The following is a 14,073-nucleotide window of genomic DNA, read 5'->3' as shown; positions in this document are numbered from 1 at the left end:
ACTCACTTCCAACTCGCCGCCGTCAGGCCATCGACCCACGGACGACCGTATAAGTACCTCACCGCCGAAGACGAGCTATGGACGGGCACGCGCGAGGGTCGCGCCGCGAGACGCCGCGGGACGTGGTCAGGTTCTACCTCCTCGACCACCGGACCCCGGTCGGCAAGGCCATCGACATCGCGCTCCTCGCGCTCAACCTGCTTTTCGTCGGGCTGTTCGTCGCCGAGACCTACCCGCTTTCGGCGGCGGTCCAGTCGGCGCTCTGGTCCGTCGAGGCCGCCGTCTCCGTCGTGTTCCTCGCGGAGTATCTCCTCCGGCTCTACGGCGCGCGAGACCGGACCGCCGAACTGTTCAACGTCTACTCGTTCGTCGACCTCCTTGCGATTCTGCCGACGCTGGCGGTGCTCGCGCTCCCCGTCTCGTCGGTCGCCGCCAACATCGGCTTCCTGCGGGCGATTCGCGTGGTCCGGGTCCTCCGGTTCTACCGCTTCACGCGCGACGAGGAGTTCTTCTTCGGTACCGTCTCGGTCGGGACGCTCCGCGTCATGAAACTGCTGTTGACGGTGCTGACCATCTTCTTCGTCGCCGCGGGGATGTTCTACTCGTTCGAACACCGGGTGAACCCCGCCGTCGGGACGTTCGGCGATGCGTTCTACTTCGTCGTCGTCGCGCTCTCGACGGTCGGTTTCGGCGACATCGTCCCGGTGACGGAGGCGGGCCGGTGGGTGACGGTCGCCGCCATCCTCGCGGGCGTCATCCTCATCCCGTGGCAGGCGAGCAAAATCGTCAAGGAGTGGGGCCACCGCGACAAGGTCAACGTCACCTGCCAGAACTGCGGGCTGGCCTACCACGACGCCGACGCCTCCCACTGCAAGTCCTGCGGCCACGTCATCTATCAGGAGTACGACTCGCGGGAGTGAGACGCGCGTCCGCGGACGCGGTCGGACGGTTCGCGGGCCGAGCACGCGCCCGCTGTTCGAACATGAATATTTATTATAGATTAGTCTGTACTGCCGGGTACAGCAATGTCGGTCGTACGCGTACTTCGATAGCTCTCCTCGCCGCCGCACAGCCGTCCGACCGACCCGAACTCCATCCAAAATCGTGAGCACAAACGCCACCCCGACCTACGAACCGACCCTGCGAACAGACCGCGACTCGACCGCCGAGACCGAAACTCGACCCGACGCCGACCCCTCCGACCCCGCGTCGGGCGTCGCCCGGTGTCAACGCCAGTTCGAATCGGCGCGGACCGAGCGCATCCACAACCTCGTCGACCGCGAGAACGAGTCGATGCCTCGAATGAACCGGGAGTCGGCGTCCGACTGAGTCGCGTCGGCGGCCCGCACGTGTTCGTACTCTCCGCGTTCGCTTTCCTGCCCGCATTCGCTTGCGGAGACACGTCGCTTGAAGTGAGTGGCCGCCGCAGGGGCGAGTAATGCGATTAGCACGGATTCGAACCGACGACGGAGTGCTGTCGGGCCGGTACGACGACGGCGTCGTGGCGGCCGACGGCGAGGAGTACGAGGTCGGCGTCGACGCCGAGTTGCTCGCGCCCTGCGAGCCGACCGCGCTGTACTGCGTGGGCCGGAACTACGCGGCGACGGTCGACCAGATGGACTACGACATCCCCGACCAGCCCGATTGGTTCATCAAGCCGCCGGTGTCGGTGCTCGACCCCGGCGCGGACGTCGAGTACCCCGACTGGACCGACGAGTTGACCTACGCCGGCGAGCTGGCCGCCGTCATCGACCGCGAGTGCTCGGACGTGGCCGAGGCCGACGTGGCGGACGTGGTCCGCGGCTACACGATTCTCAACGACCTCGACGCGCTCGACCAGCCCGGCCGGACGGCTCGAAAGGCGTTCGACGGCTCCGGACCGCTCGGCCCGTGGATTGAGACCGAGGTAGAGCCGTCGAACGTCGACATGACGACCCACGTCGGCGGCGAACTCCGGCAGGAAGCCAACACCGAGCGGATGCTCTTTTCGCCCGCCGAAGTCGTCTCGTTCCTCTCGGAGCGCTACACCTTCCAGCCGGGCGACGTGATTTCGTTCGGCAGCCCGGCGAACCCCGGACTGGTCGAACCCGGCGACGACGTGGAAATCTGGTACGAGGGCGTCGGCACGCTCACGAACCGCGTCGTCGACGGCGAGTGAGGAGTAAGGAGTAAGAGGCGCGCGAGTACGGAACCGAGGAGAGGGCCGACGGCCGCCGGCCGTCGAATCGCCCGGCTCAGTTCAGCGCGTCGACCTCGTCTGTGAGGTCGGTCGGCTCGTCCACGGGGCCGTTGACGAACAGGCCGTGGGCCATCACGACCGCGGCGAGGGCGCTGAAGGCGACGAGCGTCGTCTGCGGCTCCATCGGGGTGACTCGGCCGACGACGACGCCGGCGACGAGGCTCCCGAGGATGCCGAGAAGTACGAGATCGTAGTACTGCCACGTGTAGCCCATGACGAGTCGTTAGAGAGCCAGCGCCGAAGGCGTGGCGCTCGGTTCCGTCGTCGGGGATGGTGAAACGAAGTCGTCGCGCCGGTGTCGCGGCAAAGACGGTCACGGAACGGCTATACGTCGCCAGCCACTCGAACCCCTATGGAGTATCAGACTGCGCTCGACCGAGCGCTCAACGTCCTACCGGAACGAAACGTCGAACAGGAACGCCTCAAAGTCCCGGACCCGTCCGGCGAGACCGACGGCGCGTTCACCCGCCTCACCAACCTCGGGGAAATCGCGGACGCGCTGTCGCGGACGCCCGCGCACCTCCACAGCGCCATCCAGCGCACGCTCGGGACGAGCGGCCAGTTGGAAGGCGACCGCGCCCGCTACAGCGGGTCGTTCTCCATCAACGACTTCGAGGAGGCCATCGACGGCTACGTCGAGGAGTACGTCATCTGCTCGGAGTGCGGCCTGCCGGACACCCGCCTCGTCACCGAGGACGGCGTCGACATGCTTCGCTGCGAGGCCTGTGGTGCCTTCCGCCCGGTCCAGAAGCGCTCCAGCGTGAGCAACAAGCGCCAGCGCGAGGCCGTCGAAGAGGGCCGCACCTACGAGGTCGAAATCACCGGGACCGGCCGCAAGGGCGACGGCGTCGCCCAGCGCGGGAAGTACACCATCTTCGTGCCCGGCGCACAAGAGGGACAGACCGTCCGCGTCTACATCAAGAACACGAGCGGGTCGCTCGCGTTCGCGCGACTCGCCTGAACCGGGCGCACGGCGGAACACGAGTCGCTCGGCGACCGACTTCCGCGCACAGTCTCATATTCTCTCGCCGCGGTCGCTTCTTTCGCGGGCCGGGTCACCGGCGACGATGACGCCCGCGAGACGCAGTTACTCGTCTTCGTCTTCGCCGTCGCCGTCACCGCCGCACCGACCGCGGAGGCCGACGAGCGCGACCAACAGGAGCGTCGCTCCCTCGACGCGGGCCGCGGTCGTCACCCACGGCTTCGCCGTCATCTCGCCGCCGTCCTCGTAGGCGAGGCGCGTCATCGCGGCGACCAGTTTGTCCGGAAAGAGCAGTTCCGCGAGGCCGAACGCCGCTATCAGGGCTCGGAGCATGTCCGAATATCGGGGCGGAAGCGAGGAAAAACCGCCGTCGGTTCCCACACCGCGGGAGCGACCGTTGTTCGCGGGGCGTCACGGTCGCCGCGGCTCGCGGCCGACCGAGCCACAAGTCGTATCAGGCCGCCTCGAATCGGTCACGTCATGCGATTCGAGGAGCTACAGCGACTGTACGACGGCGCGGACTACTATTGGGGGACGGAGCCCAACGAACTGGCGACCCGGACTGCGGACGCCGTCTCGCCGCAGACGCACCCCGAAGTCGTCGACCTCGGGGCGGGCGAGGGGCGCGACGCGGTCCGGTTCGCGGAGCGCGGCCACAACGCGACGGCGGTCGATATCTCGCCGAACGGTCTCGACAAGGCCGAACGACTCGCCGAAGAGCGGGGCGTCGAACTCGCGACCCGGCGCGCCGACGTGAACGACCTCGCGTTCGATTCCCGCTGGGACGTGGTCTACTCCATCGGGACGCTCCAGTACGTCCGCCCGGAGAACCGCGAGTCGCAGTTCCGACGGTTCCGCGAGGCGACGCGCCCCGGCGGCGTCCACGCGGTGTGGGCCTTCGTCGACCACCCGGAGGTCGCGCCGGCCCCCGATTGGGGTGAGAACGAACACCTCTACGACCCCGGCGAACTGGCTGGCTACTACGACGGTTGGGACGTCCGGCACAGCGACGGGTACGTGTTTGACGACGACTCCGCGGGCGAACCGCACCGACACGCCTGCGAGGAGTTGCTTCTGCAGAAACCGGAGTGATTTTTCCGCAGGAACCGGAGCGAGTTCGGAGGCCGACTGGTTCCGATTCGCCCGGTTCGTCACCGCACGAGGGCGCTCACTGGCCCGGCTCGAACCCCGCGACGAACGCGTCGGTCGCGTCCCGCCACGCCGCCGCGAGGTCGTCAGAGAGCGGGTCGGCGTCCCACGGCTCGACCGCGTCGCGAGCGTCGAGCCACGACACCACCCCGCGGACGCCCTCTTCGAACCCGACCGTGTAGCGGAATCCGAGGTCGGCCTTCGCCCGGCCGTTGTCGAAGACGGTGCTGTACCGGAAGTGGTCGCGGAGCATCCGCGTCCGGTCGGGCGCGACCGCGCGGAGCACCTCGGTCGGAACGTGAACGAGGTCGGGTTCGGGCGCGTCGAGCGCGGCCGCGACGCGCTCGTGATACTGGTTCCACGTCATCGTCTCCTCGCTCGTGACGTTGTAGGCGCGGCCGCCGACGCCCGGGCGCTCGACCGCGCCGACGAACGCCCGCGCCACGTCGTCGCGGTGGCACGGCCCCCACAGCGAGGTCCCGTCGCCGTGGACGACGATGGGCTTCCCCTCGCGGATTCGGTCGATGTACGACGAGTCCGTGCCGAGGGTGTGGACGAGCGTCCCGCCCTCGCCGTAGGTGTTCCACGGGCGGAGGACGACCACCTCGAACTCGCCGGGGTCGTGCGCGTCGAAGAACGCGTCTTCGGCGGCGATTTTCCCGGCCGCGTAGTCGCTGACCGGCGGGGTCCGCGGGCTCGATTCGGTGACGGGGTTCTTCGGCGGCGGTCGGTGGTAGACGTCGACGGTGCTGCAGAAGACGTAGCGGTCGACGACGGTCCGGCAGATTTCGACCGCGTCGCGGGCGGTGTCGGCGTCGAAGCACGCCATGTCGACGACGACGTCGGGCGTCGCGTCTCGAATCGTCCCGCGAAGCACCGACGGGTCGTCGCGGTCGCCGGCAACCCGGTCGACGCCCGACGGGAGGTCGTCGTCGGTCTCGCCACGCTGGAGGCTGGTCACGTCGTGGCCGGCGGCGACGAGTCGCCGAACGATTCCCGTGCCGAGCAGTCCGGTGCCGCCGATGACGAACACGTCCATGTGTGGAGCGCCGCGGCGAGCGGTGATAAACCCCGGACAGCGGAGCGATAACACTCATCTCGCCACAAATAGAATAATTGATTATGAAAGTTTATCTCGCGGACGGGACGAGCTTCGAGTGCGGCGGCTACAAGGCGCTCGACTCCGGCGGGGTCGTTCTCACCGCCGACAAGAAGCGAAAACAGGTCGTCGGCTACGTGCCGGCGGACGCGCTGGTGTACGTCCTCCCCGACGACGTGGAACCGGGAGACTCGCTGGGCGAGGACAGCGACGGAGACGGGGACGGCGACGCGGGCGGGACACCCGACGAGTTCGACGGCGACGAGGCCCACGGACCCGACGACGCGGGCGACGAGGACGGAGACGACGAAGCCGACGAACGAGAAGCCGAGACCGGAGATGGAGAGACGGCCGACTCCGACAGCGACGAGTCCGCTCGGACCGCCGTCGAGGCCGGTATCGACTCGGGGGTCGCGGGCGTGACCGGGGACGACGACGGGGGGACCGAACACACCCACGCCGACCTCGTCGAGCGAATCGACGCAGTCGAACGCCGAGTGGACGGCCTCGACGGCCGGGTGGACGCGATGACAGAACGGCTCGCGGCGGTCGTCTCGGCGGGCGACGGTACCGGGGAGACCGAAGCGGACCGCGACCCCGAAGACCCGCGGAACGTCCGCGGTATCGGCGAGGCGTACGCGACCCGGCTCCGGGCGGCGGGCATCGACACCGTGTCGGCGCTCCGCGAGGCGTCTGACGAGGAGCTCGCGGCGGCCGCGGGCGTGTCGGCGCGACGGGTCACCGACTGGAAGCGACGGGCCGACCGGTACGCAGAGCGCCCGGCGTCGGAGGTCGATGCCGAACCCGAGAGCGACGCGAGCACCGGACGCGACGCCGACGACGGTGACGCCAACGCCGGTGGGGCGGCCGACGACGCGACCGACGCCGAGTGAGTCGCCCGTCGCCTCCGTCGCGCGGGTCGTTCGCCTCCGGGGGAGCCTCGGTCGGCGTCTCACGCCCCGCGTAGCGTTCCACGTCCCGCGTAGTTCCCACCGTGCGGGAACCGGCGAAGAGAGTGATAGTTTCCCCACCTAACTTCCGGTTGATGTACGACACAATCCTCGTGCCGATAGACGGGAGCGACTCGATGCAACCGGTCATCGAAGACGCCGCGGCGTTCGCGGCCGAACGCGACGCCGCCGTCTCCCTGCTCTACGTCGTCGACGAACGGGCCTTCCTGACGCTCGCCGACGAGCGCGTCGACGAGGTGTACGAGGAACTCAGGTCGCAGGGCGAGGCGGCACTCGGTGAAGCCGCCGCGACGATGGCCGAGTACGGGGTCGACGCCGCCACCGAACTCCGCCGCGGCGACCCGGCCGAGGAGATTCTCGCCGTCGCCGAGGAGATAGACGCCGCGCTCATCTCGATGGGGACCCACGCCCGGTTCGAGGACAACATCCTCGGAAGCGTCTCGCGGTCGGTCGTCGTCCAGTCGAAGGTCCCCGTACTCGCCACCCCTATCGAGCGCCGCTAGGTCGCCCGCGGTCGCCCGCCCGCCGTTGCGCCCGACTCAGAGTCTGAGGAGCAACAGGAGGACGCCGAAGAACGTCGAGGCGACGCTGACGAGGAGCAGGCCCCCGCTGACGACGAGCGTGCCGCCGTCGAACGCCGGGGGCGTCCCGCCGCCGGCGATGTTCATCACCGACATGCCCGCCGAGAGGTCGGCGACGGGAGCGATGACGGCGACACAGAACGTCAGCAGGCCGGCGACGACGAACGCGTACGGCGTGAGCGAGGGACTCCGCCGGGTCCGGGTCGTATGACGGCTGACGGGGTAGCTGCGAGACATACACCACATACGCCGTCACCCTAGTTTGGTACGTGTCGGCTACTCTCCGGGGACGGGCGTTAGACCCGTCCTACCGCCATGAAACCGGGGTTCTCGGAGCGCCGCGCGCACCGCCGCTCACCACCGTCAGTCGGTGGGTTTCCGGCGTAATTTGGGCCTAACTCCGGGCGGATTCACGGTGGACTCGTGTTCGAGTTCGGAAAACCCTCTTTTAGCCGCTGAACGTCGGATAAGACGGAGGAACAGATTATGACCAAACTCACAACGCTCGGGGTTGCGCTCGTCGTCGTCTCGCTCGTCTTCGCGGGGACGGCCGCCGCCACTGGCGGCTTCGGGGTCCAGACGCATGCGTCGGACGCCGTCCACGCGACCGGCGGAACCACCGTCAGAGACGGCGGCGACTGGCACGGTCCCTTCGCCGGGACCGACGACGAAACCCGGTACGCGCCGGGCGACCGCCTACAAGACCGCTACAACCTGACCGACGAACAGACCGACGAGATTCGAACGCTCGTCGCCGACCTCCGCGCCGACGGCGCGACGGCCGACGAGGTTCGGACCGCCGTCCACGAGAGACTCGTCGCGTTCGGCGTCGACGAAGCCGACCTGCTTCCCGACCCGGCGCTCTACGTCACGGAGCGACTCGACCTGACCGATGAACAGGCCACGGAACTCGAAACGCTCGTCGCCGACATGCGCGCCGACGGCGCGACGACCGACGAGATTCGGACCGCCGTCCACGAGACGCTCGCCGAGTTCGGCGTCGACACGCCGACGCTCGCCTGTGACGGCGATGGCGTCGGCGACCGCGACCGCGACGGCGTACAAGTCCGCGCGGGCGACCGCGGCGGTTTCGGGCCGCGCGGTAACTGACGCCCGCGTTCCACCCGCTGACGACTCGCCTCCCAACGCACACCACCCGTGCCGATTCACCCGCGACGACCCACCGAAACACCACCGTCGCGCCCACCGGCACGCATCGACTCGCTCCCCTCGAACCCCTCGCGAAACGCACCCTGCTGAACGCACCCACCACACCCCACCACGTGCGAATCACCGCGGGCCTCGGCCGGCGCGGACGCGAGGCCCGCCGTTTTAATACGTCCGGATTTGACGGTTTACCCGGATGCGACGTGTGCTGTGGTGGCTAATCGGCGGATCGCGCGGGGGGCGGAACCGCCTGCGAATCATCCGCGCGCTCGACGACATGCCGATGAACGCCAACCAACTCTCGAACGAACTCGACCTCGACTACAAGACCACACAGCACCACCTGGAACTCCTCGTCGAGAACAACGTGTTGATGACTATGGGCGACAACTACGGAAAGACGTATTTTCTGACCGACCGGATGGAAGCCAACCTCGACGTGCTCGACGAGGTTGCTCGAAAGGCCAACTTGACCGACGTCTCCGCGGGAGGTGACGACGCGTGAGCGACACGTCTAACCGAGACCCCCTGCGACGAACCGCCATCGTCGTGGGCGTCTCGCTCGCCGTCGCGGCGCTCGCGACGTGGTTCACCCCCGAGCTCGTGGCGTGGTTCGCCCCCGACCTGTTCGGCCCGCACAAGCCGGGCGGCCCCGGCGGCCCGCCCATCCCGGACCTGTTCATCCAGTTGAAGCTGTTCGTCTCGACGTACAACCTCGTCGCGCTCGGGTTCCTGGCGGGCACCTACGCGATGCTCTACCGGGAGCTTCCGAACCGCTTTACCCTGAGCCTGCTCCTCTTCACGGCGGCGCTGCTCCTGTACGCCCTGACGTCGAACCCGCTGGCGTCTCTCCTCCTCGGGTTCAAGGGCAGCGGGCTGGGCCCCTTCACGTTCCTGCCCGACCTCTTTGCGGCCGTCGCCGTGACGTTCCTCACGTACCAGAGTTCGGCGTGAGGCGGGCGGTGTCGGGGTCGGAGGCGGCGATTCGGTCCGCCCCGTTCTCCCTTCCGTCGCGCGTTCTCCGTTCTGTCGCGTTCTCTCTCCGCGCTACTCCTCGTCGGCCTCGAAGTCGAGCGCAACCGAGTTGATACAGAAGCGCTTGCCGGTCGGCTCCGGGCCGTCGTCGAAGACGTGGCCGAGGTGGCCGCCGCAGGTCGAACAGACCACCTCGGTGCGGTCCATCCCGTGGCTCAGGTCGCGCCGAAGCTCGATGTTCGAGTCCTCGGCGGCGTAGAAGCTCGGCCACCCGCAGTTCGAGTCGTACTTCGTCTCCGAGTCGAACAGTTCGGTCCCGCAGCCGGCACACCGGTAGACGCCGTCGTCGCTCCGGTCGACGTGCTCGCCGGAGAACCGCGGTTCCGTCCCCTGTTCGCGGAGGACGCGGTAGGCGTCCTCCGAGAGGCGCTCGCGCCACTCGGACTCGGAGAGGCTGAATTCGCTGTCGCTCATGGGTTCATAGAGGACTCGGACGCCCAAAGGCCCGTCGGCTACCCGCGCCGGCGGTGTGGCCGGCTACCCGCGCCGGAGGAACTCAGGCAGTCGAATCCGAGCGAAGTCGTCGCCGCCGCCGCCGTCGAGGACTGACGCGCGGCCGACGGCGTCGGGGATGCCCTGTTTGTCCGTCGGCTTCTGCATCGTCACGTCGGCGCGACCCGTCGTGGCGGGCGTCGTCTCCTCGTCGACGAGCGCCTCCCAGACGTCCTGTTTCGAGTCGTACTCCGACTCGTTGCGGGCGACGCGCTGTTTGCCCTCCTCGAAGGCGAGCTGGAGGACGCTCCGGCCGTAGGCGGTGCCGGCCTGTCGGCGGATGCGCTCGAACTCCCCGCGGTTCGGGTGGCCGAGCGCGCTGGAGACCCCGAGGGCGTACATCCGGCGGATGGCCTCCTCGTCCGAAATCGTCCGCCAGTCCGTCCCGTAGACCCGTTCGTACATGGTTATGGGTACCTCAGAGGTCGACCTTCGAGCGGGGGTCGACGACCAGCCCGTTGTCGGTGAACTCGATCGAGCGGATGTCGCAGTCGATGTCCGACCCGCGCATCTTGATGACCTGGATGCCGCGCGTCATCCCCGTCGCCTCCAGATAGTTGTGGAAGAACACCACGCCGTGGGCGAGGAAGTGCTCGTCGGAGTACGACGAGGGGTCGGTCATCTCGGAGATGAGAAGCGTCGTGGCGTCGCCCTGCTTGAGCGCCGTCAGAAACCGCGTCATCTCCTCGGAGCCGTTGGCGAAAAACAGCCGGAGCAGCATCGTCGAGTCGATGACGAGCCGGTCGACCTGCCGGGAGTTGACGAACGCGACGATCTTGTCGGTGAGGCTCTGGACGCTCGACGACCCCCCGCTCTGGGAGAACTGGTTGAGGATGTGTTTCCCCTTCGGGCTCACGAGGTTGATGAAGTGAAAGCCATCGGAGCTGGCGAGCGTCTCGAAGCCGAAGTCGAACCCCGACATGTCGTTTATCAGCTCGTCTTCGGTCTCGTGCATGGTGATATACATGCACTTCTCGCCGTTGCGAAGCCCCTCGGCCATGAACTGCGCCGTGAACGTCGTCTTCCCGCTCCCCGGCGGTCCGCTCAGCACGTACAGTCGGCGCGGGAGGAAACCACCCTGGATGAGCTCGTCGAACCCGCTTACCCCACTCGGAATCCGCATGGTCGGACACTCGCCCGCCCTGATATAATCGTTCCGGGACTAGTATCGAAATTGAGACTTCTGGACGGCATCGAACGCCCGACTCGTCACTCGGGGAACAGTTCCGCCTCAGATTCGATACCGTCGATGATCGCCACGTCGGCCGCGTCGAGTTCCAGCGAGACGGCGTCGAGGTTCGCCCGGAGGTGACGCTCGCTCGACGCCTTCGGGATGGGACACAGCCCCTTTTCGGCCAGCCACGCGAGGCTCACCGCCTCGGGCGTCGCGCCGTGTCTCTCCGCGACCGCGACGACCTCGTCCACGTCGCGGACGCGGCCCCCCGAAAGGGGCGAGTACGCGACCACGTCGTAGCCGTGTTCCTCGGCGTGGTCGAGGAGTTCGGGGCGCTGGAACAGCGGGTGGTACTCCGTCTGGTGGGCGACGAGCGGCGCGCCGAGCAGGTCGAGCGCCTCGTCTATCTCGGCGACGGCGAAGTTGCTGACGCCGACCCCGCGGACGAGGCCGTTGTCGACGAGTCCATCGAAGGCCGCAAGCGTCGCCTCGGGGTCGTAGGTGTCGACGGGGCGGTGAACGTACAGGAGGTCCACGTAGTCGGTGCCCAGTCGGTCGAGACTCTCGCGGGTCGTCCGGCGCACGTCGGCGGGCGCGAGGCTGTCCGCCCAGACCTTGGTGGCGAGCGTCACGTCCTCGCGGGGGACGTCCGCCGCCGCGAGCGCGTCGCCGACGACCGCCTCGTTCCCGTAAATCTGCGCGGTGTCGACGTGGCGGTAACCCAACTCCAGCGCCGTCGTCACGGCGGCGGCCTCGTCGGGCGTGTCGAGACCCATCGTCCCGAGGCCGATGCGGGGGAGCGAGTGGGTCATCGAGACGGCGCTCCGTCCTCGCGGCCGCCATCGGCCGCGGGACCAGACGCGGCGGACGCGTCGCCGACGACGGGCACGCCGTCGAGTTCGAGCAGGTCGTCGAGGCCGGCGATTTCGTGGGTCGGGTCGGGCGTCGGCGTGTGGTCGGCGCGGTGGCCGCGGCGGATGAACGCGGAGTCGACGCCCGCGGCCTCGGCGGCGGCGATGTCGCTGTCGCTGTCGCCGACGAAAAGCGGCGAGTCGACGCCGAGGTCGGCCATGGCGCGTTCGAGGTAGTAGGGTTCGGGCTTCTTGCGGTGGAGGCTCGTCATCGAGGGCTCGCGGCCGTAGGCGGTGCCGAACAGGTCCGCGGCGTCGAGGTGGTCGACGACGAAGTCGATGGTCGCCTGCTGGTTGCTGGAGACGATGCCCATCGGGGCGTCGATGCGGCGGAGCGCGTCGAAGTCGTCGTAGGGGACTTTCCGCCCGTCGGCGATGGCCCGCCGTTGGGCGGCCGACTGGCGTTCGTCGCGGACGCGGAACAGCGTCTCGGGGTCGATGTCGTACGGTTCGGCGGCGGCGCGCACGTCCTCGGGGGAGACGTGGATGACCACCTGTTCGACGTGGTCCGGGTCGGGGTCGGAGACGCCGAGTTCGGCGAAGGCGTCCCACGTCGCGTCGCGGAGGGGCGAGAGGTCGACGAGCGTGGTCAACACGCCGTCGTGGTCGAAGATAACCGAGTCGTACATACACCGACTCCGGCGGCGCGACGTGAATCGTTTTCGCCTCCCGCCGGGGCGGCGGGCGCGGACGCGGTCCCTATTCCCGCCGCGTTGCGAGTCTTTTAGCGCCTCGAAGCCGCAGTTGTAGCCGATGCTGGCTGGACTCTCACGCGGGGTGGCGAGATGACTCGCGACGTGTGCATCGTCGGAGCCGGGGCCGCTGGGGCTGGCGCGGCGTACGCGCTCCGCGAGGCGAACGCGAACGTCACGATTCTCGAAAAGAGCCGCGGGGTGTGCGGGCGCGCCGCGACGCGCCGCCGACGCGGCTGTCGGTACGACCACGGCGCGAACTACGTGAAGGACTACGACCGCCGAACCGAACGGCTCGTCCGCGGACTGGGCGCGGACGGACTGGTCGACATCGACGAGCCGGTCTGGACGTTCGACGGCGACGGCGTCATCTCCGAGGGTGACGCCCGCGACCAGCACAAGTGGTCGTGGACCGAGGGCATCACCCAACTGGCGAAGCGCCTGCTCGCCGAGACCGAGGCGACCGTCGAGCGGGAGACGCGTGTCGCCGCCATCGACCACAACCCCGACAGCGGCTACTGGTCGGTCGTCGACGAGGCGGGGACGCGCCACGGCCCGTTCGACTCGGTGCTTCTGACGCCGCCAGCCCCGCAGACGGCGGGGATTCTCACCGAGATGGGCTGGGGCGACCAGTGCATGGTCGCGCTCCGCGAGGCCATCGGGAGCGTCGAGTACCGGACGGTTCGAACCGTCGTCCTCCACTACCCCTTCGAGCGCGAGGAACCGTGGTACGCGCTCGTCAACCCCGACAAGACCCACCCGGTCGGCTGGGTCGCCCGCGAGGAGTGCAAGGAGGGCCACGTCCCCGACGGCGAGAGCCTGCTCGTCGTCCAACCGAGCCCCGAGTGGTCCGCGGCGCACTACGACGACCCCCTCGACGACGCGGCCGACGAGGTCGCGGGGATGGTCGCGGCCCTCCTCGACGACGAGCGCCTGCGCGACCCCGACTGGGTGGACGACCAGGGCTGGCGATACGCCCTCCCCGACGGCGTCGCCGACCGCGAGATACTCCGCCGCGGGGAGTCTCACGGCCTCTACTTCGCTGGCGACTGGACGGTCGGCGAGGGCCGGGTCCACGCCGCGCTCTGGAGCGGCGTCGACGCGGGCGAGCGAATCGCCGAGCAGTAGGCGAAAAGAGCCGACGGCGACGGCGACGGCGACGACAGCCACAGGATCGGTGCGACGACCCGACTCAGGCTCAGAGGTCGGCGTCTTCGCCGTACACCGACTCGCCGCGCTGGAGCCGAGCGGCGATACCGAACGTCTGTTCTCGCTCCCGGCGCGTCGGCGAGTGCGCCGCGAGGTAGCGCGCGACGCCGACGAGGAGCGTCCGCGCCTCCTCGGGCGGCCGCGTCGCCGCCTGTCTGAACCCGGCTTCGAGCGCCTGATAGGTGTGGAAGCCGGCGTCCTCGCGGAGCAGCGCGCCCCCGAGTTCGCGGCGGAGCCTCGCCGGGTCGCCGCCGCCGTCGAGGAACCCCGCGGCCGCGCGACCGGCGTCGTTCACCCGCCCCTCGGCGTCGAACGCCGCGGAGAGCGTTTCGAGCGCCGCCGCCGGGTCGGCGTCGGGGGTCGGGTCGGGAA

20 protein-coding genes and 1 pseudogene are annotated in these 14,073 nt (G+C 68.8%); 11 read left to right on the top strand and 10 right to left on the bottom strand.

All coding sequences use genetic code 11. The features are described 5' to 3' along the window. Positions 1–77: 77 nt before the first annotated feature. From FY251_RS12160 to FY251_RS12150, 3 genes are all read left to right on the top strand, one after another. Positions 78–920 carry an ion transporter gene (locus FY251_RS12160; protein WP_148415120.1) on the top strand — a complete coding sequence of 281 codons (843 nt, stop codon included), beginning with the start codon at positions 78–80 and terminating at the stop codon, positions 918–920. Positions 921–1,104: 184 nt separating this feature from the next. Then, complete coding sequence (locus FY251_RS12155) at positions 1,105–1,329, top strand: hypothetical protein (RefSeq protein WP_148415119.1); 225 nt, start codon at positions 1,105–1,107, stop codon at positions 1,327–1,329. A 109-nt stretch (positions 1,330–1,438) separates the two neighbouring features. Continuing rightward, positions 1,439–2,158, top strand: a complete 720-nt coding sequence (locus FY251_RS12150) for a fumarylacetoacetate hydrolase family protein (RefSeq protein ID WP_148415118.1) — start codon at positions 1,439–1,441, stop codon at positions 2,156–2,158. A gap of 76 nt (positions 2,159–2,234) precedes the next feature. Here the strand turns inward: FY251_RS12150 and FY251_RS12145 are convergent, their stop codons facing one another. After that, positions 2,235–2,453 (bottom strand): hypothetical protein, encoded by a 219-nt coding sequence (locus tag FY251_RS12145; protein ID WP_148415117.1) that lies wholly within the window; start codon positions 2,451–2,453, stop codon positions 2,235–2,237. Between the two features lie 138 nt (positions 2,454–2,591). Here FY251_RS12145 and FY251_RS12140 point away from each other — a divergent pair, with 138 nt between their 5' ends. Beyond that, entirely contained in the window at positions 2,592–3,200 is a 609-nt protein-coding gene (locus tag FY251_RS12140) for a translation initiation factor IF-2 subunit beta (RefSeq protein ID WP_004975572.1), read from the top strand. 126 nt (positions 3,201–3,326) lie between these two features. On the opposite strand, the gene FY251_RS12135 is transcribed toward FY251_RS12140, so the two are convergent. After that, complete coding sequence (locus tag FY251_RS12135; RefSeq protein WP_148415116.1) at positions 3,327–3,554, bottom strand: hypothetical protein; 228 nt, start codon at positions 3,552–3,554, stop codon at positions 3,327–3,329. A gap of 147 nt (positions 3,555–3,701) precedes the next feature. On the opposite strand from FY251_RS12135, the gene FY251_RS12130 reads away from it, so the two are divergent. Beyond that, the gene (locus FY251_RS12130; RefSeq protein WP_148415115.1) at positions 3,702–4,313 is read left to right on the top strand and encodes a cyclopropane-fatty-acyl-phospholipid synthase family protein; all 612 of its coding nucleotides are present in this window, start codon (positions 3,702–3,704) and stop codon (positions 4,311–4,313) included. A gap of 76 nt (positions 4,314–4,389) precedes the next feature. Here the strand turns inward: FY251_RS12130 and FY251_RS12125 are convergent, their stop codons facing one another. Next, on the bottom strand, positions 4,390–5,409 hold the full coding sequence (locus FY251_RS12125) for an NAD-dependent epimerase/dehydratase family protein (protein ID WP_148415114.1): 1,020 nt from the start codon (positions 5,407–5,409) through the stop codon (positions 4,390–4,392). 83 nt (positions 5,410–5,492) lie between these two features. Here FY251_RS12125 and FY251_RS12120 point away from each other — a divergent pair, with 83 nt between their 5' ends. Then, the gene (locus tag FY251_RS12120; protein WP_148415113.1) at positions 5,493–6,362 is read left to right on the top strand and encodes a DUF4332 domain-containing protein; all 870 of its coding nucleotides are present in this window, start codon (positions 5,493–5,495) and stop codon (positions 6,360–6,362) included. A 152-nt stretch (positions 6,363–6,514) separates the two neighbouring features. Beyond that, positions 6,515–6,943, top strand: a complete 429-nt coding sequence (locus FY251_RS12115; protein WP_148415112.1) for a universal stress protein — start codon at positions 6,515–6,517, stop codon at positions 6,941–6,943. A 36-nt stretch (positions 6,944–6,979) separates the two neighbouring features. Here the strand turns inward: FY251_RS12115 and FY251_RS12110 are convergent, their stop codons facing one another. Continuing rightward, positions 6,980–7,258 (bottom strand): hypothetical protein, encoded by a 279-nt coding sequence (locus tag FY251_RS12110; protein WP_148415111.1) that lies wholly within the window; start codon positions 7,256–7,258, stop codon positions 6,980–6,982. Positions 7,259–7,507: 249 nt separating this feature from the next. On the opposite strand from FY251_RS12110, the gene FY251_RS12105 reads away from it, so the two are divergent. The 3 genes from FY251_RS12105 (at position 7,508) to FY251_RS12095 (ending at position 9,142) form a co-directional block, all read left to right on the top strand. Further along, on the top strand, positions 7,508–8,131 hold the full coding sequence (locus FY251_RS12105; protein ID WP_148415110.1) for a hypothetical protein: 624 nt from the start codon (positions 7,508–7,510) through the stop codon (positions 8,129–8,131). A 262-nt stretch (positions 8,132–8,393) separates the two neighbouring features. Beyond that, complete coding sequence (locus FY251_RS12100; protein ID WP_089781884.1) at positions 8,394–8,693, top strand: winged helix-turn-helix domain-containing protein; 300 nt, start codon at positions 8,394–8,396, stop codon at positions 8,691–8,693. Then, positions 8,690–9,142, top strand: coding sequence for a hypothetical protein (locus FY251_RS12095; protein WP_148415109.1), 453 nt, complete (start codon positions 8,690–8,692; stop codon positions 9,140–9,142). Before FY251_RS12100 ends, FY251_RS12095 begins: the two co-directional genes overlap by 4 nt. Positions 9,143–9,235: 93 nt before the next feature. On the opposite strand, the gene msrB is transcribed toward FY251_RS12095, so the two are convergent. The 5 genes from msrB to FY251_RS12070 form a co-directional block, all read right to left on the bottom strand. Next, positions 9,236–9,637 (bottom strand): peptide-methionine (R)-S-oxide reductase MsrB, encoded by a 402-nt coding sequence (gene msrB, locus FY251_RS12090; protein ID WP_089781868.1) that lies wholly within the window; start codon positions 9,635–9,637, stop codon positions 9,236–9,238. Positions 9,638–9,700: 63 nt separating this feature from the next. Further along, positions 9,701–10,120 (bottom strand): hypothetical protein, encoded by a 420-nt coding sequence (locus FY251_RS12085; RefSeq protein ID WP_148415108.1) that lies wholly within the window; start codon positions 10,118–10,120, stop codon positions 9,701–9,703. Between the two features lie 13 nt (positions 10,121–10,133). Next, positions 10,134–10,838, bottom strand: coding sequence for an ATPase domain-containing protein (locus FY251_RS12080; RefSeq protein ID WP_089781871.1), 705 nt, complete (start codon positions 10,836–10,838; stop codon positions 10,134–10,136). A gap of 86 nt (positions 10,839–10,924) precedes the next feature. Next, positions 10,925–11,701 carry an aldo/keto reductase gene (locus FY251_RS12075; RefSeq protein ID WP_148415107.1) on the bottom strand — a complete coding sequence of 259 codons (777 nt, stop codon included), beginning with the start codon at positions 11,699–11,701 and terminating at the stop codon, positions 10,925–10,927. Then, positions 11,698–12,429: an HAD family hydrolase gene (locus tag FY251_RS12070; RefSeq protein ID WP_148415106.1), complete on the bottom strand. Its 732-nt coding sequence runs from the start codon at positions 12,427–12,429 to the stop codon at positions 11,698–11,700. The genes FY251_RS12075 and FY251_RS12070 overlap by 4 nt, the downstream gene beginning before the upstream one ends. Before the next feature lie 156 nt (positions 12,430–12,585). On the opposite strand from FY251_RS12070, the gene FY251_RS12065 reads away from it, so the two are divergent. Next, complete coding sequence (locus FY251_RS12065; RefSeq protein ID WP_148415105.1) at positions 12,586–13,620, top strand: NAD(P)/FAD-dependent oxidoreductase; 1,035 nt, start codon at positions 12,586–12,588, stop codon at positions 13,618–13,620. A 70-nt stretch (positions 13,621–13,690) separates the two neighbouring features. On the opposite strand, the pseudogene FY251_RS12060 reads toward FY251_RS12065, so the two are convergent. Next, positions 13,691–14,073, bottom strand: a pseudogene (locus tag FY251_RS12060) (Rieske (2Fe-2S) protein); the annotation flags it as partial.

It is taken from the genome of Haloferax sp. KTX1, assembly GCF_902410085.1.
Classification (GTDB): Archaea; Halobacteriota; Halobacteria; order Halobacteriales; family Haloferacaceae; genus Haloferax; species Haloferax massiliensis.
The sequence above is the reverse complement of the archived record's forward strand: the minus strand, read 5'-3'. Positions and strand labels throughout refer to the sequence as shown.